Here is an 18,014-nt window from a genome sequence, read left to right as displayed (position 1 = left end):
TTCCAGGTAAGAAACCGGAGACACCGCCATGCTTCTGATCAGCGACACCGTGGAAGTGGGCGGCGCCAAGGGCCCGGCCCACAAGCCGATCTATCCCGCCAGCCCCGTGGAGCTGTGGAACCCCGAGGCCTTCACCAAGGGCCCGCCGATGGGCGCCTTCGAGGAGATGCGGAAGGCCTCGCCGATCGCCTGGATGTCCGAACCCGAGGATCGGCCGGGCTTCTGGGCCGTGACCCGGCATGAGGACGTCATGCGGGTCAACGCCGACTACGAGACCTTCTCCTCCCAGCGCGGCGGCATCCTGATGAGCCACCAGCGTTCCGAGATGCAGCTGGCCCGCGCCAGCCTCGACGCCATGATCAACATGGACGCGCCGATGCACATGCAGCTGCGCCGCGAGCACATGCCCTATTTCACGCCGGCCTATCTGCGCGGCCTCACCGATCGGGTGGAGGGCGAGGTGACCCGCCTGCTGGACGCCATGGCCAAGCAGGGCCGGGTGGATCTGGTCCAGGCCATGTCGGCCCACCTGCCGCTGTTCACGCTCTGCGAGATCCTCGGCGTGCCGGTAGAAGATCGGCCGAAGTTCCTGACCTGGATGCATTTTCTGGAATTGGCCAACTCCTTCGCCGCCGAGCGCAGCGGCGGGGGCGGTGGGCTGGAATCGGCCGCCGCCGAGGTGCCACCGGAGATGAAGGCCTTCCTCGACGCCTTCACCAACGCCATCCAGGAGATGTTCGACTACGGCCGGCACATGCTGCACAAGCGCCGCCTGGACCCGCAGGCGGACCTGATGAGCGCCATCGCCAAGGCCCAGGTAGACGGCGACCTGCTGGCCGACGAGTACCTCGACGGCTCCTGGCTGCTGATCGTGTTCGCGGGCAATGACACCACCCGCAACACCATCTCCGGCTCGATGAAGCTGCTGAGCGACTTCCCCGAGGAGAAGGCCAAGCTGATCGCCCGGCCCGAGCTGATGCCCGGCGCGGTGAATGAATTCATCCGCATGATCAGCCCGGTGATCTACATGCGCCGCACCGCCACCCGCGACGTGGAGGTGTCGGGCCAGCAGATCGCCGAGGGCGAGAAGGTGATCATGTACTACGGCTCGGCCAACCGCGACGCCGCGGTGTTCGCCGACCCCGACCGTCTGGACGTGACCCGGGCCAACGCCGACAAGCACATCGCCTTCGGCTACGGCCCCCACACCTGCATCGGCAAGCGCGTCGCCCAGCTGCAGCTCGAGGCGGTCTACCGCCAGATGCTGGGCCGCTTCCCCGACATCCAACAGTCGGGCCCGATGGACGTGGCGCCGAACAACTTCGTCTACGCGATCCGGTCCATGCCGGTGGAGTTCACGCCGGAGACATAACCCGGATCGTCATGGCCGGGCTCGTCCCGGCCACCCATCCGCTCATCCCGGCGAAGGCCGGGACCCAGGTCATAGGTCACGATCTGAACCAAAAATCCTGAAAGCAGCGGATGTATCTGGGTCCCGGCCTTCGCCGGGATGAGCGGGGTTGGATCGGCTATTCGGTCTCCAATTCAATCACCTTCACGCCGCGCAGGGCAGGGGAGGCGAGCGCGATCAGCGGGCCGACCGCGAGTCCCGCCGCGGCGATGAACAGGGTTTCGCGAACGCCGATGACGTTGGCGAGGACACCGCTGCCGAGGGCGCCCACCAGCATGGTCCCGCCGCCGGCGGCCTTGAAGGCGCCCGCCGCGCGTCCGAGGGTTTCCTGGGGCAGGACGGTCTGGCGAAGGCTGGCGCCCAGGATGTTGTAGACCGTGCCCAGGGAGTCCCCGAGCAGCTGGGAGACGATCAGCACCGCCATGCCGGCCAGGGGTGCGGCGGGGGCGAGGGGGATCAGCAGGGCGCTGCCGGCCGTGGCCACGGCCGTGACGACGATGGCGGGGCCGGCGCCCATCCGCTTGGCGATGGGGGCGGCCAGGCCCGCACCCATCAGGGCGCCCAGGCCGCCGAAGGCCACGGTGATCCCCAGCATGGCGGGGCTGAGGTGCAGGGTGCGCAGGGCAAACAGCAGGTACAGCGCCGCGAAGCCGCCGCCGAACAGGCCGTTGGTGGCGGTCATCAGCAGCAGGGGCCTCACGCGCGGCTCGGCCCAGGCGACGCGGAAGCCCTGGGTCAGGTCGGCGACCCAGTGCTGGGGCGGCACGGGCTCGGGATCGGGCTCGACCTTCTGGATGCCCATCAGGAAGACGGCCGAGACCAGGTAGGTCACCGCATTGACCGCGATGGCGAAGGGGGCGGTGAGCCACTGGAACAGGAAGCCGGCCAGGGCCGGGCCGCCGAGCTCGGCCACCGACTCCGTGGCCGAGAGCTTGGAATTGCCGTCCACCAGGCGCTCGGTCCCGATCAGGGCGGGCAGGTAGGCGTGGTCGGCCATGTCGAAGAGCACGCTGGCCGCGCCCACCGCGACGGCCGCGGCGAACACCTGCCAGAGGCTGAGCCAGCCCAGCCAGGCGGCGATGGGCACGGTGATCAGCACGCCGGCGCGCACGAGGTCGGCGGCGATGAGGATCGGGCGGCGATGGCGGCGGTCGACGAAGCCGCCGCCGAACAGGCCCACGAAGAAGGCCGGGCCGTAGGACAGCGCGGCCAATACGCCGAGCGTGGCGGGGCTGGCGCCCAGGGTCAGGACCGCCGTCATCGGCAGGCCCTCCCGGGTAATGCGGGCGCCGAAGGTGGAGACCGCCTGGGCGGCCCACAGTTTCATGAAGTCGCGGTCGCGCGTGAGGGCGACAGGCAGGGTGGTCATTGAGAAATTCCGTCGAGGTGGCTCGGCCACGCGAGGCCGCAATCCCGCGTCTTGCTGCGGGCGCTTGGGGCGAGCGCGATATTTGTAAGCCGCCTCGGACGCTTGCCTGCCGGCCTTGTGGCGGGCGCGGGGCTTCAGGTCAAGCTTGGGGGTGCGACCGACCAACTTCCCGCTCATCCCGGCGAAGGCCGGGACCCAGATTCACCCTGAACTGACCGAGTTGATCCGAGATTTAACGGTGACCTTCCAGGCGATGGGGGGCTTCACCTGGGTCCCGGCCTTCGCCGGGATGAGCGGTGGAGGGGTGTGTGACTAGGGCTCGTCCCACCCGAACTCCGAATAGATCTCGCCGGCCAGCACGTGGCCCAGGGCGGCGCGGATGTAGGGGATGGTGTTGTCGGGCAGCTGATCCACTGGGAACCAGCGCAGGTCGTCGCACTTGTCCGGCTCCATGTTCACCGGCTCGCCGGGCCAGGTTTCGGCGCGGAAGAACAGCGAGAGGCGCTCGCTGTCGGACTTGCGGTGCATGGTGTGGACCAGGGCGAGGTCGCAGGGAGCCAGGCGCAGACCAGCCTCTTCGAAGGCCTCGCGGGCCATGGCGGCGGCGAAGGTCTCGCCGCCGTCCACGTGGCCGGCGACGAGGCTGTACTGGCCGTCGGCATAACCGGTGTTGCAGCGGCGCAGCATCAGGACCTCGCCCTCGCGGAGCAGGACCAGATGGACCTCCGGGATGATCTTGAAGCGGGCCACCGGCGATTCTCCTGCGAACGGAGGGGAAAGCTAGCGCACCCACGCCAAAAGGCCCCCCGGTGTAAACCGGAGGGCCTGGCGGTTCTCAGCGCCGTGGGCTTTGGCGGCGCCTCTGACCTGTAGCTCTAGATGTCCGTGCCGGGGATGGGCGCGGAGACGCCCGGAGCGCCGGGGCGGCGATCACGATCGGCGTCGAGGCTGTCGTCGCGGCCGTCCTGGTTGGCGAAGGAGCGGCTCTCGCCGTAGCGCTGGCGCTCGCGGACCACTTCGTCGGCGGTGTAGGGGGCGGCCTCGGCGTCGAAGCGGTCCCAGCCACCGGCGCGGTAGTCAGCGCCCCGCGTCAGGGCGTCGACGCCCTGATGCTGGTTGAGAAGCACGTCGATCCGGGCGGCCTCCTCGTCCTTGGCCTTGACGCTGACCAGGGTTCCGCCGCGTCGAACGCCTTCGGCATAGACGTGGGCGTCCTCGTCGGAGTGGCCGGCGTCCTTCAGGGCGCCCAGCACGCCACCGGCGGCGGCACCGGCGGCGGCGCCCGCGGCGGCTCCAACCACGGTGGAGACCAGCCAGCCGGCGGCGACCACGGGGCCGAGGCCGGGGATGGCGAGCATGCCGAGACCAGCGAGCAGGCCGCCGCCGGCGCCGATCAGGCCCCCGGTGGTCGCGCCCTTGCCGGCGCCTTCAGCGGTGTCGTTGTCACCGTCGACGTCGCCGCCGGGGTGGCGATGGCCGTCGTGCCAGTTGTCGGCGTTGCTGGCGATGATGCTGATGTCATCACGCGAGACGCCTGAGGCCTCCAGGTCGGAGACGGCGGTCATGGCTTGGGTGTGGGTGGTGAACAGGCGGGAAACGGTGCGGCTCATGATGAGCTCCTAAGCTTGAGGGTTAGTGGGCGGTGACGGCGCCCTTGAAGTCGAGCGCGACGTCCAGGGTCTTGCCGTCCTTCTTGGCCTTGGCGGTCCAGATGCCGTCGGCGCCCTTGGCGAGGCCCGTGACCTCGGTGTAGCCGGCGTTCTCGATGTGGCCCTTGGCCTGGTCTTGGGTGAAGGAGTTGGAGGCGGCTTCCGGCGCGCTGTCGGAGGCCGTGGCGCCGGTGTCCACCGCGTCATTGGCGGTGGGCGGGGACACCGCGCCGCCGGGGGCTTCGGCGCTGGCGGTGGCGTCGACCGCCGCGGCCGAGGTGTCGGCGGCGGTCTGTGAGGCGGGCTTGGAACAGGCACCCATCAGGGCCAGGGTCAGAGCGGCGCCCGCAAGGGCCCCCATCGTATTTCGCATCGTGGTTTCTCCGGAGATTGAGGCTCAACAGCGCTCAGAATCCGGTGTCGTTCCGACAGCCCCGCTTAGAAATGTGCGGAGGCCTCAAGCTAAGCCAGCAGCGTCTCGATGATCCTCGCCACGCCGTCGTCCTGGTTGGTGGCGGTGGTCTCGGTGACGGCGGCCAGGACGTGGGGGTGGGCGTTGGCGACGGCGACGCCGCGGCCGGCGGCCCTCAGCATGGGGATGTCGTTGGGCATGTCGCCGAAGGCGATGATCTCGTGGGCCTCGACGCCCAGGTCGGCGGCGAGATGCAGCAGGCCGCTGGCCTTGGAGACGCCGAGCGCGCCGAACTCCACGAAGTCGGCGCCGGAGTGGGTGACGGCCACGCGGTCGCCGGCCAGAGACCGGATCAGGGCGTGGAGGTCGTCGATCTCGTGGACCGGGTGGTGGACCAGGATCTTGATCAGGTCCTCGTCGCAGAGGCTGTGGACCGGCTCCACGCGGGGCTCGTGGTGGTGGACGAAGCCGTCGAACATCGCGACCGGGAAGGCGTCCTCGCGGCCGACCTTGTGGCCGTGTTCGGTGGCGAAGCTGAAGTGCGGATCGGAGCGGCGCAGCTCGCCGATCAGCTCGAGGGCTATCGCCGTGGGCAGGGCCTCCTGGCGCATCACCCGGCTCTCGGCGAGGTCGTAGAGCAGGGCGCCGTTGGAGCAGACCGCCAGCCCGGTGATGGCGAGGTCGTCGGCGATGTGGTGGACATCCCGCGGCGGCCGGGCGGTGACGAAGGCCACGGCGATGCCGGCCTCGCGAGCGTTTCCCAGGGCTTTGCGGGTGCGGGCCGAGATCGAGCCGTCGTGGCGCAGCAGGGTGCCGTCGAGGTCGGTGGCGATGAGGCGGATCATGGGCGTTTCTGATCGCCTCGCCGGAGTCGGTCAAGCGGGGTGAGGAGTCGACATCTTCGTGGTCGGGTGGCGGACGCCTGAACCGGCATCCACTTCAGGCTGCCACGCTCCGTGGTGTTCCCCACCAAAGCGTGGAGCTGATCTCGAACGCCACCTTGCCGTCGATGGCATAGGGGGCGACGACGGCGCGCAGGTCGGCGCCGAAGGCCTGAGCCAGCGGCCCCATCTTGGCCCGGGACCAGGTGGCGCGGGAATGCTCCGCCTCGATGAGGTCGTCGACGGCCTGGGTGATCGGGGCGGTGAACACCTCGGTAGCGGCGACGTCGAACCAGGGCTGGTGGCCGGTGACGCGGGCGGTGTGTCCGGGGTCGTTCCACTGGCCCCCCAGCTTGCCGACCCAGTCGACGATGGTCTGGTTCCAGGCGGCGATCCAGGGCGCGGCGGCAGGGCCGTCACCGCCGAGGATGGCCATCTGGCCTTGCGGCGCCAGGGCGGCGGCGAGCCTCGGGAAAAGGCGCGGAGCGTCCATCCAGTGGATGCTGGCGCCGGCGACGATCAGGTCGAGGTTGGCGGGGAGGGCGACGTCCTCGGCGAAGGCTTCCGTCCAGGCGATGTGCGGATTGGCGCCGGCGTCGAGGTGCTGGGCCAGGCGCAACATGGCGGCGGAAGGATCGACGGCCAGCACCTCCCTGAAGTGCGGGGCGAGGGTGAGGGTCAGCTTGCCGGGGCCGCAGCCGAGATCGAGCAGGCGCTCGCGGCCAGGGGTGAGCTGGAGCAGGCGGTCGAACAGGGCCGGCGGATAGGGAGTGCGGTGGACATAGGCCGCCACGACGCCCTCGTCCTCGAACTCCGCGCCGGTGTTCTGGGCTACTGCTACGGCCATGTTCGCCTCCCCTGGCTTTCAGGCGAGATTGAGCGCTCAGGCGTGGGTGGCAAGGGCTTCCCTCTTGATCGTCATGGCCGGGCTTGTCCCGGCCACCCATGATCTCCGCAGTTCAGTAATTATCTCCGGCACGCGCCGCGCAATCTGCGGCCAGACGGAGATCATGGGTCCCCGGGACAAGCCCGGGGATGACGGTTGTTGTTTGGACGGTCCGCTCCCCGATAAGCTCACCCCATGTGCGACACCCTGGTAGCCCTGGCCTCCGAGACCCCACGCGGGAAGCTGCTGTTCGCCAAGAACAGCGACCGGGAGCGCAATGAGGCACAGGTGCTGGAGATGCATCCGGCTCGGCGCGGTGGTGGCGACCTGAAGCTGACCTACATTTCCATTCCAGATGTCGCGCAGACCCATGCGTGCCTGATCAGCCGGCCCTGCTGGATGTGGGGGGCGGAGATGGGGGCCAATGAGCATGGGGTGGTGATCGGCAACGAGGCGCTGCATGCGCGGGTTCCGGCCCAGAGGCGGCGCGCCCTGACGGGCATGGACCTGGTGCGGCTGGGGCTGGAGCGGGGCGCCACGGCGGCGGGCGCGCTGGCGGTGATCATCGAGCTGCTGGAGCGGCACGGCCAGGGCGGCGACTGCGGACACCTGGGGCGGTTCTACTATCACAACGGCTTCATCGTCGCCGACGCGCGGGAAGCCTATGTTCTGGAGACGATGGGGCGCGACTGGGTGGTGGAGCGCGTGGCCGGTCGGCGGTCGCTGTCCAACGCCTACAGTATTGGGACGGGGTACTCGGACATCAGTCCGGGGCTGGCGGCGCAGGGACAGGGTCGGTTCGATGTCGCCGCTCACCTGATCGACGAGGTCCGCGACGCGGTGAGCTTCGGGCGGGGACGTTGCGCGCGGGGGCAGGGGTTGATGGACCGGGCCGGGGATCAGCTCGATCCGGCGGTGATGATGGCCATCCTGCGCGACCACGGCGACGCGGCCGACTGGAGCCCCGCCAATACCGTGGGGCGGACCATCTGCATGCACGCCGCCTCGGGGGCGCGTCGCAGCCAGTCGGTGGCCTCGATGGTCTCTGAGGTGGGGCCCGAGCGCGCGGTGCACTGGGTGACGGCGACCTCGGCGCCCTGCACGAGCCTGTTCAAGCCGGTGCTGTTTGCGACGGGCGCGCCGCCGGTGGGGCCGGCGCCGTCGGATGGGTATGACAGGAAGAGCCTGTGGTGGCGGCACGAGCGGCTGCACCGGGCGCTGCTGGCCGACCATGCGGCGGGGATAGCGCTGATTGCGGACGAGCGGGACGCCCTGGAAGCGGGGTTCCGGGCGCGGATCGACAGGGCCGATGATCTCGCGGCGGCCGTCGCCGACTGCTGGCGGGAGGCCGCGCAGGCCGAGGCGCGGTGGGCCTCGGCGCTGGAGCCCGCCCGGCCCGGCGGCTCAGCCTACGCCCGCAGCTGGGCGCGGCTGAACGGGGTGGCGGGGTTGGTGCGGTAAGGTTCGCCGCCACCGACGGCTCCCAAACTCCGTCATCCTCGGGCTTGTCCCGAGGACCCATAAACACCGTGGCGCTGATGGCCCGCAGCGGTGACGTTCGCGCCCTCTACGGGCAGGCGGAGATCATGGGTCCTCGGGACAAGCTCGAGGATGACGATCCTGGATGGTTGGAGCGGTTAAAATCACCCCATCGGGTACATGAACTCCTTCGACACGGCGTCGATCTTCGACAGCACCTCGGGCGACAGCGTCACGTCGGCGGCGGCGAAGATGTCGGGGAGCTGGTCTTCCTTGGAGACGCCGACGATGGTGGAGGCGACGAAGTCGTGCTGCTTGCTCCAGGCGGTGGCCAGGGTGACCAGCGACATGCCCGCCTCGGCGGCGACGGCGGCGAAGCGTTCGGTGGCGGCCAGCGACTTGTCGTTGATGAAGCGCTGGGCCATCACCGCCTGGCGGCCGCCTAGCGCGAGATAGCGGGAGAAGCGTGCGCCGTCGGGCCTCGCCCCGCCCTGGTACTTGCCCGACAGCACGCCGCCGGCCAGGGGCGAGTAGGGGATCAGGCTGATCCCTTCCTGGCGGCAGGCCTGGGCCAGCTCGTCCTCGAAGCGGCGGTTGTTGAGGCTGAAGTTGTTCTGGATGGTCTGGTAGCGGGCGACGCCGAGCCGCTCGGAGGTGGCGACGCTCTTCATCAGACCCCAGGTGGTCTCGTTGCTGCAGCCGATGACGCGGACCTTGCCCTCGCGGATCAGGTCGTCGAGGGTCTCCAGGGTCTCGTCATAGGCGACGCCGTGGTCGGGCCAGTGGGTCTGGTAGAGGTCGATATAGTCGGTGCCCAGGCGCGTGAGGCTGGCCTCGACGGCGCGGGTGATGTTGTGGCGGTCCAGCGCCGTCATGCCGGCCCGCACGGCGCCCTTGATCCAGCCGTGGCTGGGGCCGCAGACCTTGGTGGCCAGGATCACCTCGTCGCGGCGCTTGGTCTTCAGCCAGCGGCCGACGATCTCCTCGGTGCGGCCGGCCCATTCCTCGCTCGGCGGCACCGGGTAGTTCTCGGCGGCGTCGAAGAAGTTGATCCCGGCCTCCAGCGACATGTCGAGGATGCGGTGGGAGGCGGCCTCGTCGACCTGGGAGCCGAAGGTCATGGTCCCCATGCAGATCTTGGAGACGACGATGGCGCTCTTGCCGAGGCGATGGGTCTGCATGAATGGCGTCCTTGAAATAGGGCGCCGGCCTGCGGCGGCGCTTCAATGGCTTGGCAGATAGGCCCTTGCCCCACGCCTGCGCAAGGCGGCGGCTGGCGGTTGTTCGCCGAACATGATTGCCTGTGGCGGCCAAGGAGACCCGACCATGAGCGCCGACTTCGGAGACAACCGCCCCGACCTGGCGGCCTGGTGGATGCCCTTCACCGCCAACCGGCAGTTCAAGGCCGATCCGCGCCTCCTGGCGGCGGCGAGCGGCATGTACTACCGCACGGTCGAGGGCCAGGAGGTGCTGGACGGGACCTCGGGGCTCTGGTGCGTCAACGCCGGCCACGGGCGCGCCGAGATCGCTGACGCGGTGCGCCAGCAGCTGATGACCCTCGACTTCGCGCCGTCGTTCCAGATGGGCCATCCGATCGGGTTCGAATTCGCGCAGCGGCTGACGAAGATCGCGCCGGCCGGGATGGACCGGGTGTTCTTCACCAACTCCGGATCGGAGTCGGTCGATACGGCGCTGAAGATCGCCATGGCCTATCACCGGGCGCGCGGGGAGGGGCAGCGCACCAAGCTGATCGGCCGGGAGAAGGGCTATCACGGGGTGGGGTTCGGCGGGCTGTCGGTGGGGGGCCTGGTCAACAATCGGCGGACCTTCGTGACCTTGCCGGGGGTGGATCACCTGCCGTCGACCTATGACCTGACGCGCAACGCGTTTTCGCGCGGCCTGCCGGCGCATGGGGTTGAGAAGGCCGACGCCCTGGAGGGGCTGATCGCCCTGCACGGGCCTGAGACCATCGCCGCGGTGATCGTCGAGCCGGTGGCCGGATCGGCCGGTGTGCTGCCGCCGCCGGTGGGCTATCTGGCGCGCCTGCGGGAGATCTGCGACCGGCACGGGATCCTGCTGATCTTCGACGAGGTGATCACCGGGTTCGGGCGGGTGGGCGCGCCCTTCGCGTCCCAGGCCTTCGGGGTGACGCCGGACCTCATGACCACGGCCAAGGGCCTGACCAACGGGGTCATTCCCATGGGGGCGGTGTTCGTGAAGCGGGGGGTGCACGACGCCATCGTCCAGGGACCCGAGGCCGCGATCGAGTTCTTCCACGGCTACACCTATTCCGGCCATCCGGTCGCCTGCGCGGCGGGTCTGGCGGTGCTGGATATCTATGCCCGCGAGGACCTGTTCGCCCGGGGCGCGGCCATCGCGCCCCTGTGGGAGGCGGCGCTGCACAGCTTGCATGCGCAGCCGCACGTGATCGACATCCGCAATGTCGGCCTGATGGGCGCCGTCGAGCTTTCGCCCCGTGAGGGGGCGCCGGGGGCGCGGGGCTACGAGGTGCTGGTCAAGGCGCTGGCGGCGGGGCTGCTGGTGCGCGCGACAGGAGACATCATCGCGCTGTCGCCGCCGCTGATCATATCGGAGGCGCAGGTCGGCGCGCTGGTGGAGATCCTGGGCGGGGTGCTGGCGGGGATCGACTGAGCGCGGCTATAGAGGTTCGTCCTGCCGGAGCGTCCCATGTCCCACACCCTGCTGATCTCGCACCCGATGCTGTCGCCGATCCAGGCGCCTCTGGAAGGGGCGGGCTACGGGATCGTGCGGCGCTGGGAGATGAAGGACGGGGACACCGAGCGCGTGGAGGCCATCGTCCATGCCGGCGAGATCTACCTGACGCCGGACTTCCTGGAGACCCTGCCGAACCTGAAGCTGATCGCCAATGTCAGCGTCGGCTATGACGGGGTCGACGTGCCCTGGTGCCGGGCGCGGGGGATCGAGGTTTCCCACGCCGACGGGCTGAACGCCGAGGACGTGGCCGACCATGCGCTGGGCCTGCTGATCGGCGGCTGGCGCAACATCGTGGCCGGCGACCGCATGATCCGGTCCGGAGTCTGGAACAACGACCGGATGGAGGTCGGCCCGGGGATGAAGGGCCAGAAGGTGGGCATCATGGGCTTGGGCCACATCGGCGTGGCCGTGGCCAAGCGGGTCGAGGCGTTCGGCATGAGCGTCGCCTGGTGGGGGCCGAACCCGAAGCCGGACGCCGCCTGGCCCCGGGCCGAGAGCCTGCTGGCCCTGGCCCAGGACTGCGACATCCTGGTGGTGGCCTGCCGCGCCGATGTCTCCAACCGCCAGGCGGTAAACGCCGCGGTGATCGACGCCGTTGGCCCCAAGGGCATGATCGTCAATGTCGCGCGCGGTTCGGTGATCGACGAGGACGCCCTGATCGCGGCGCTGAAGGCCGGCCGCCTGGGCCGGGCGGGCCTGGATGTGTTCGCCACCGAGCCGACGCCGCCGGAGCGTTGGGAGGGCGTGCCCAACACGGTGCTGACCCCACACAGCGCCGGTGGGACGGTGGGGTCCCTGCCGTCGATGATCGCCCAGACCTTCGAGAACCTGCGCCGCCATTTCGCCGGCGAAGCGCTGCTCAGCCCCGCTGCCTAGGGATTCAAGATCATGGCCAAAGTCCTTGGAATTGGGGGCGTTTTCTTCAAGACCTCAGACCCGGTGGCCCTCGCGGCCTGGTACGACCGGGTGCTGGGGTTTGGCGGCGGCGAGTGGTCGGGAGCGATGTGGTCGCCCGCCGACCGGGGCTACACCATCTGGTCGCCGTTCAAGGACGACACCACCTATTTCGAACCCTCGACCTCGCCGTTCATGATCAATTTCATTGTTGATGACATCGATGGCGTGCTGGCCCACGCCGCCGCCGAAGGGGTTGAACCCACCGGCCGCGACGACTCCGACGAGAACGGCCGCTTCGCCTGGCTGATGGATCCGGCGGGGCTGAAAATCGAACTCTGGCAGCCGGCGGAGACCCCTCCCGAGGCTTGACATAAAGACATAAAGATATCTTTATGTGCTCATGAGTCTTTCAGCGATCCAGGCTGTGGAAGTGTTGCGTGCGGCGGGGGAACCCTCGCGCCTGCGCATCCTGGCCCTGCTCTCCCATGAGGAGCTGGCGGTGCTGGAACTCTGCAAGGTTCTGGACCAGAGCCAGCCCCGCGTCTCGCGCCATCTGAAGCTGCTGGCCGAGGCCGGCCTCGTGGAGCGCTTTCCGGACGGCGCCTGGGTGTTCTACCGGCTGGTGGCCGGCGGTCTGGCGCGTCGCCTGGCCGACGAGACCCTGGCCGCCGTCGATCCGGCCGACCCCATCCTGGTCCGCGACGCCGAGCGCCTGCAGGCGGTGCGCGACGAACGCTCCACCGAGGCCGGGGCGTATTTCGCCCGCAATGCCGCCCGCTGGGACGAGATCCGCTCGCTCTATGTGTCGGAGACCGATGTCGAGGCCGCCGTGCTGCAGGCCGCGGGGCCTGGCCCCTTCAAGCGTCTGGTGGACCTGGGCAGTGGCACCGGCCGCATGCTGACCCTGCTCGGACCGCACGCCCAGGCGGCCGTCGGGCTCGACCTGTCACAGCAGATGCTGAACATCGCCCGCCGGCATGTGGCCGACGCCGGGCTGGAGCGCTGCGAACTGCGCCACGGCGACATCTTCGGCACTCGTCTGCCGGGCCAGAGCGCCGACCTCGTGGTGGTCCATCAGGTGCTGCACTATCTGGGGGACCCCGCCGCCGCCGTGCGCGAAGCCGCCCGGCTGGTGGCAGAGGACGGCCGCCTGATCATCGTGGACTTCGCGCCCCACAGCCTGGAATTCCTGCGCGAGCAGCACCAGCATCGCCGGCTCGGTTTCGCCGAGAGCGAGATGGAGCGCTGGCTGAACGAGGCGGGCCTGACCAAGGTCCGCGCCGCCGCCCTGCCGCCTGCCCGGGGCGAGGGCCTGACCGTCAAGATCTGGACCGCCGAGCGCGTCCGCCAAGCCGAGAGGAACGCCGCATGAGCCCGCTGGAAACCGCGCTGGGGCCGGTGGCGCGCGCCGGCGCGGGCCTGGCCAAGCGCCCGTCGGTGTCCTTCGAGTTCTCGCCCCCCAAGGGGCCGAAGAGCGAGGAGAGCCTGTGGGAGGCCATCCGCCGCCTTGAGCCCCTGAACCCGTCCTTCGTCTCGGTGACCTACGGCGCCGGCGGGTCGACCCGCGACCGGACCCACCGCACGGTGGTCCGCATGCTCCATGAGACGACCCTGCGGCCCGCCGCCCACCTGACCTGCGTCGAGGCCAGCCGCGCCGAGGTGGACGAGGTGATCCAGGACTACTGGGACGCCGGCATCCGCCACATCGTCGCCCTGCGCGGCGATCCGCCGGGCTCGCTCGGCGGCGCCTATGTGCCCCGCGCCGACGGCTACCAGAACGCCACCGAGCTGACGGCGGGAATCCGCGCGATCGGCGACTTCGACGTCAGCGTTGGTGTCTATCCGCAGATCCATCCGGAAAGTCCGTCGGTGGACCACGACATCGAGGTGCTGAAGGCCAAGATCGACGCCGGGGCCACCCGGGCGATCAGCAACTTCTTCTTCGACATCGACGGCTATCTGCGGTTCGTCGAGAAAATCCGCAAGGCTGGCGTCACCATCCCGATCCTGCCGGGCGTCATGCCGGTGAGCGGCTATGAGGGGCTGAAGAACATGTCCCAGCGCATCGGCGTCACCCTGCCGGGCTGGCTGGGCAATCTGTTCGAGGGGCTCGACGACGACGTCGAGACCCGCAAGCTGCTGGCCTGCTCCGTCGCCGCCGAGATGTGCGCGCGGCTGGTGGAGGAGGGGTTCTCGGACCTGCATTTCTATACCCTGAACAGGGCCGATCTCGTTTACGCCATCTGCCGGGTGCTGGGCGTGCGGGAAGAGCCGACGGAGAAAGCCGCATGAGCCCGCGCTCGGAACGAATTGAAAAGCTGAAGCAAATCTCGCGTGAGCGGGTGCTGATCCTGGACGGCTCCTGGGGGGTGATGTTCCAGAAGCGCAAGCTGGACGAGGCCGCTTACCGCGCCGAGCGGTTCAAGGACCATCCGGGCCAGCTGAAGGGCAATAACGACATCCTGTGCCTGACGCGGCCCGATATCGTCGGCGATCTGCACGACCAGTACTATGCCGCCGGCGCCGACATCAGCGAGACCAACACCTTCTCGGCCACCACCATCGCCCAGGCTGACTACGAACTGGAGAGCGCGGTCCGCGACATCAATTTCGAGGGCGCGCGGATTGCCCGCGAACGGGCCGACGCCTGGACCGCCAAGGAGCCGCACAAGCCGCGCTTCGTGGCGGGCTCCGTGGGCCCCCTGAACAAGATGCTGTCGATGTCCTCGGACGTGAACGATCCCGGCGCGCGGCTGGTGACCTTCGATGAGGTCTACACCGCCTATCGCGAGCAGATGATCGCTCTGCACGACGGCGGGGTGGACCTGTTCCTGATCGAGACGATCACCGACACGCTGAACTGCAAGGCCGCCATCAAGGTGATCCTGGACATGGAGGACGAGGGCTATGAGCCCCTGCCGATCTGGATCTCCGGGACCATCACCGACCGCTCGGGCCGCACGCTGTCGGGCCAGACGGTGGAGGCCTTCTGGAACTCGGTGAAGCACGCCAAGCCCTTCGCCATCGGCCTGAACTGCGCGCTCGGCGCCGACCTAATGCGGCCGCACATCGCCGAGCTTTCCCGCGTGGCCGACACCCTGGTGAGCGCCTATCCCAACGCCGGCCTGCCCAACGCCTTCGGGGAGTACGACGAGGAAGCCCACCAGACGGCGCACGAGCTGCACGAGTGGGCGACGCGCGGCCTGGTCAACATCCTGGGTGGCTGCTGCGGCACCACGCCCGACCACATTCGCCACGTGGCCGAGGCCGTGAAGGGTGTTAAGCCCCGGCAGATTCCGGAGCGGCCCAAGGCGATGCGCCTGGCCGGGCTGGAGCCTTTTGAACTGGCATAAGTGTTTCGCGTCCTTCTCCCCTTGCGGGAGAAGGTGGCCTGCGACAGCAGGTCGGATGAGGGGTCGCGCCGAGCTATTCGGCCAGACCTCGCCAAAAGCGCGGATAGGGGAGCGTGACCCCTCATCCGTCAGCTTCGCTGCCACCTTCTCCCGCAAGGGGAGAAGGGCCGAGTTGAACGAGCGGATTTGATGCGACCTATCTTCATAAATGTCGGCGAGCGGACCAACGTCACCGGCTCGGCCAAATTCCGTAAGCTTGTCGCCGAGGGGGATTACCCTGCGGCGCTCAGCGTGGCGCGCCAGCAGGTGGACGCCGGCGCCTCGGTGATCGACATCAACATGGACGAGGGGCTGCTGGACAGCGTCGCGGCCATGAAGACGTTCCTGAACCTGATCGCCGCCGAGCCCGACATCGCCCGGGTGCCGATCATGATCGACTCATCCAAGTGGGAGGTGATCGAGGCCGGCCTGAAGTGCGTCCAGGGCAAGGCCATCGTCAACTCGATCTCCATGAAGGAGGGCGAGGACAAGTTCCGCGAACAGGCCAAGGCCTGCCTGCGCTATGGCGCCGCCGTGGTGGTGATGGCCTTCGACGAGGTCGGCCAGGCCGACACCGCCCAGCGCAAGATCGAGATCTGTACCCGCGCCTATCGCATCCTGGTGGACGAGGTGGGGTTCCCGGCCGAGGACATCATCTTCGACCCCAACATCTTCGCCGTGGCCACCGGGATCGACGAGCACAACAACTATGCGGTCGACTTCATCGACGCCGTGCGGGTGATCAAGAACACCCTGCCGCTGGCCCGTATCTCGGGCGGCGTCTCCAACGTGTCGTTCAGCTTCCGCGGCAACGAGCCGGTGCGGCGCGCGATCCACGGGGTGTTCCTCTATCACGCCATCAGTGCGGGCATGGACATGGGCATCGTCAACGCCGGCGACCTGCCGGTCTATGACGACATCCCCGAAGAACTGCGCGAGGCCGTGGAGGACGTGATCCTCAACCGTCCGCAGCGGACCAATATCTCCAACACCGAACGGCTGGTGGAGCTGGCGCCCAAGTACAAGGGCGGCAAGTCCGAGGCCAAGGGACCCGACCTCGCCTGGCGCGAACTGCCGGTGGAAAAGCGGCTGGCGCATGCCCTGGTCAACGGCCTGACCGACTTCATCGAGGCCGACACCGAGGAGGTGCGCCTGTCGGTGGCCCGCCCGCTGCACGTCATCGAAGGTCCGCTGATGGACGGGATGAACGTGGTGGGCGACCTGTTCGGCTCGGGGAAGATGTTCCTGCCGCAGGTGGTGAAATCGGCCCGGGTGATGAAGCAGGCCGTGGCCTATCTGATGCCGTTCATGGAGGCCGAGAAGGAGGGCAAGCCCCGCGAGAACGCCGGCAAGATCCTGATGGCCACCGTCAAAGGTGACGTCCACGACATCGGCAAGAACATCGTTGGCGTGGTCCTGCAGTGCAACAACTACGAGGTCATCGACCTGGGCGTCATGGTCGCCTGCGACCGGATCCTGGACGAGGCCATCGCCTACAATGTCGACATCGTCGGCCTGTCGGGCCTGATCACGCCCAGCCTCGACGAGATGGTCTATGTGGCCAGCGAGATGGAGCGGCGCGGGTTCACGATCCCGCTGCTGATCGGCGGCGCCACCACGTCCAAGACCCACACGGCGGTGAAGATCGAGCCCGGCTATCAGGGCGGGTCGACCACCTATGTGCTGGACGCCAGCCGCGCCGTGGGCGTGGTCTCGGGCCTGTTGTCGGCCACCGAGAAGGACCGCATCCAGGCCGAGACCCGGGCCGACTACATCAAGGTCCGCGAGCAGTTCGCCCGCGGCAACACCAACCGGGCCCGCGCCACCCTGGCCGACGCCCGCGCCAACAGCTTCAAGGTCAAGGGCTGGCAGGCGACGCCCCCCAGCTTCCTCGGGACGAAGACGTTCACGGCCTATGACCTGCAGGAGCTGGCCGACCACATCGACTGGACGCCGTTCTTCGCCAGCTGGGAGCTGATCGGCCGCTATCCGCAGATCCTGGAGGACGACGTGGTGGGCACGGCCGCCACCGACCTCTTCAAGGACGCCCAGGTCATGCTGAAGAAGATCGTGGCGGAGAAGTGGTTCGAGGCGCGCGGTGTGGTGGGCTTCTGGCCGGCCAATTCCGACGGCGACGACGTGGTGGTGTGGACCGACGAGACCCGGACCACGGAACTCACCCGCCTGCACACCCTGCGCCAGCAGATGTCCAAGGGGGAGGGCGGCCGAGCCAATGTGGCGCTGGCCGACTTCGTGGCGCCGCTGGGCGAGCGCGACTGGATCGGCGGCTTTGCGGTGACCGCCGGTCACGGCGAGCCGGCCATCGCCAAGGCCTTCAAGGACAAGGGCGACGACTATTCGGCGATCCTGGCCGCGGCCCTGGCCGACCGCCTGGCCGAAGCCTTCGCCGAGGCCATGCACCGCAAGGTGCGCACGCAGCTGTGGGGCTATGCCCCCGACGAGCCCTTCGATATCGAGGCCCTGATCGGCGAGACGTACCGCGGCATCCGCCCGGCGGCCGGCTACCCCGCCCAGCCCGACCATACCGAAAAGGCCGAGCTGTTCCGCATTCTCGACGCGCCCGCCCAGACCGGCATGGAGCTGACCGAGAGCTTCGCCATGAACCCGCCGGCCTCGGTGTCGGGGCTCTATTTCGGCCACCCGGAGGCGCACTATTTTGGCGTCGGCCGGATCGAAAAGGACCAGGTCGAGGACTATGCCCGCCGCAAGGGCTGGGACCTCAAGACGGCTGAGCGTTGGCTCGCGCCGATCCTGAACTACGAGCGGGGGAAGTAGGCGCTTCTCCCTCCCCTTCATGGGGAGGGTGGACGGCGTGGAGCGCCGGACGGGTGCGGCATGCCGCCATACTCCCCCACCCCGATCGCTTCGCGATCTGCCCCTC

Annotated in this window: 16 protein-coding genes; 9 read left to right on the top strand and 7 right to left on the bottom strand. The window is 68.8% G+C overall.

Translation table 11 applies throughout. The annotated features are described in order from the left end of the window. The first annotated feature begins 28 nt into the window (after window positions 1-28). Window positions 29-1,372 (top strand): cytochrome P450, encoded by a 1,344-nt coding sequence (locus tag JKL49_RS15640; protein ID WP_215341550.1) that lies wholly within the window; start codon window positions 29-31, stop codon window positions 1,370-1,372. Between the two features lie 157 nt (window positions 1,373-1,529). On the opposite strand, the gene JKL49_RS15635 is transcribed toward JKL49_RS15640, so the two are convergent. The 6 genes from JKL49_RS15635 to JKL49_RS15610 form a co-directional block, all read right to left on the bottom strand. Further along, a complete protein-coding gene (locus JKL49_RS15635; RefSeq protein WP_215341549.1) occupies window positions 1,530-2,780 on the bottom strand; it encodes an MFS transporter in 1,251 nt (416 codons plus the stop codon). Window positions 2,781-3,092: 312 nt separating this feature from the next. After that, window positions 3,093-3,530: an NUDIX hydrolase gene (locus tag JKL49_RS15630; protein ID WP_215341548.1), complete on the bottom strand. Its 438-nt coding sequence runs from the start codon at window positions 3,528-3,530 to the stop codon at window positions 3,093-3,095. 125 nt (window positions 3,531-3,655) lie between these two features. Beyond that, complete coding sequence (locus tag JKL49_RS15625; RefSeq protein WP_215341547.1) at window positions 3,656-4,390, bottom strand: general stress protein; 735 nt, start codon at window positions 4,388-4,390, stop codon at window positions 3,656-3,658. Window positions 4,391-4,412: 22 nt separating this feature from the next. Beyond that, complete coding sequence (locus tag JKL49_RS15620) at window positions 4,413-4,802, bottom strand: hypothetical protein (RefSeq protein WP_215341546.1); 390 nt, start codon at window positions 4,800-4,802, stop codon at window positions 4,413-4,415. A gap of 89 nt (window positions 4,803-4,891) precedes the next feature. Continuing rightward, a complete protein-coding gene (locus tag JKL49_RS15615) occupies window positions 4,892-5,686 on the bottom strand; it encodes an HAD family hydrolase (RefSeq protein WP_215341545.1) in 795 nt (264 codons plus the stop codon). 94 nt (window positions 5,687-5,780) lie between these two features. After that, entirely contained in the window at window positions 5,781-6,569 is a 789-nt protein-coding gene (locus JKL49_RS15610; protein ID WP_215341544.1) for a class I SAM-dependent methyltransferase, read from the bottom strand. A 234-nt stretch (window positions 6,570-6,803) separates the two neighbouring features. Here JKL49_RS15610 and JKL49_RS15605 point away from each other — a divergent pair, with 234 nt between their 5' ends. After that, window positions 6,804-8,069 carry a peptidase C69 family protein gene (locus tag JKL49_RS15605; protein ID WP_215341543.1) on the top strand — a complete coding sequence of 422 codons (1,266 nt, stop codon included), beginning with the start codon at window positions 6,804-6,806 and terminating at the stop codon, window positions 8,067-8,069. A gap of 182 nt (window positions 8,070-8,251) precedes the next feature. Here the strand turns inward: JKL49_RS15605 and JKL49_RS15600 are convergent, their stop codons facing one another. Continuing rightward, on the bottom strand, window positions 8,252-9,268 hold the full coding sequence (locus tag JKL49_RS15600; RefSeq protein ID WP_215341542.1) for an aldo/keto reductase: 1,017 nt from the start codon (window positions 9,266-9,268) through the stop codon (window positions 8,252-8,254). A 145-nt stretch (window positions 9,269-9,413) separates the two neighbouring features. Here JKL49_RS15600 and aptA point away from each other — a divergent pair, with 145 nt between their 5' ends. The 7 genes from aptA to metH all read left to right on the top strand — a co-directional run bounded on the left by aptA (window position 9,414) and on the right by metH (window position 17,908). After that, on the top strand, window positions 9,414-10,739 hold the full coding sequence (gene aptA / locus JKL49_RS15595; protein WP_215341541.1) for an omega-aminotransferase AptA: 1,326 nt from the start codon (window positions 9,414-9,416) through the stop codon (window positions 10,737-10,739). 36 nt (window positions 10,740-10,775) lie between these two features. After that, window positions 10,776-11,699, top strand: coding sequence for a 2-hydroxyacid dehydrogenase (locus JKL49_RS15590; RefSeq protein WP_215341540.1), 924 nt, complete (start codon window positions 10,776-10,778; stop codon window positions 11,697-11,699). 12 nt (window positions 11,700-11,711) lie between these two features. Continuing rightward, complete coding sequence (locus tag JKL49_RS15585) at window positions 11,712-12,089, top strand: VOC family protein (protein WP_215341539.1); 378 nt, start codon at window positions 11,712-11,714, stop codon at window positions 12,087-12,089. Window positions 12,090-12,120: 31 nt separating this feature from the next. Further along, complete coding sequence (locus JKL49_RS15580) at window positions 12,121-13,092, top strand: ArsR/SmtB family transcription factor (RefSeq protein WP_215341538.1); 972 nt, start codon at window positions 12,121-12,123, stop codon at window positions 13,090-13,092. Then, window positions 13,089-14,012, top strand: coding sequence for a methylenetetrahydrofolate reductase [NAD(P)H] (gene metF, locus JKL49_RS15575; RefSeq protein WP_215341537.1), 924 nt, complete (start codon window positions 13,089-13,091; stop codon window positions 14,010-14,012). The genes JKL49_RS15580 and metF overlap by 4 nt, the downstream gene beginning before the upstream one ends. Further along, window positions 14,009-15,073 (top strand): homocysteine S-methyltransferase family protein, encoded by a 1,065-nt coding sequence (locus JKL49_RS15570; RefSeq protein WP_215341536.1) that lies wholly within the window; start codon window positions 14,009-14,011, stop codon window positions 15,071-15,073. The genes metF and JKL49_RS15570 overlap by 4 nt, the downstream gene beginning before the upstream one ends. Before the next feature lie 189 nt (window positions 15,074-15,262). After that, window positions 15,263-17,908: a methionine synthase gene (gene metH, locus JKL49_RS15565; RefSeq protein WP_215341535.1), complete on the top strand. Its 2,646-nt coding sequence runs from the start codon at window positions 15,263-15,265 to the stop codon at window positions 17,906-17,908. The last annotated feature ends 106 nt before the right edge of the window (window positions 17,909-18,014 follow it).

The sequence above is a fragment of the Phenylobacterium glaciei genome (assembly GCF_016772415.1).
In the GTDB taxonomy this organism is placed as follows: domain Bacteria; phylum Pseudomonadota; class Alphaproteobacteria; order Caulobacterales; family Caulobacteraceae; genus Phenylobacterium; species Phenylobacterium glaciei.
Note: the sequence above shows the minus strand (reverse complement) of the source record. Positions and strands in the feature narration are given on the sequence as shown.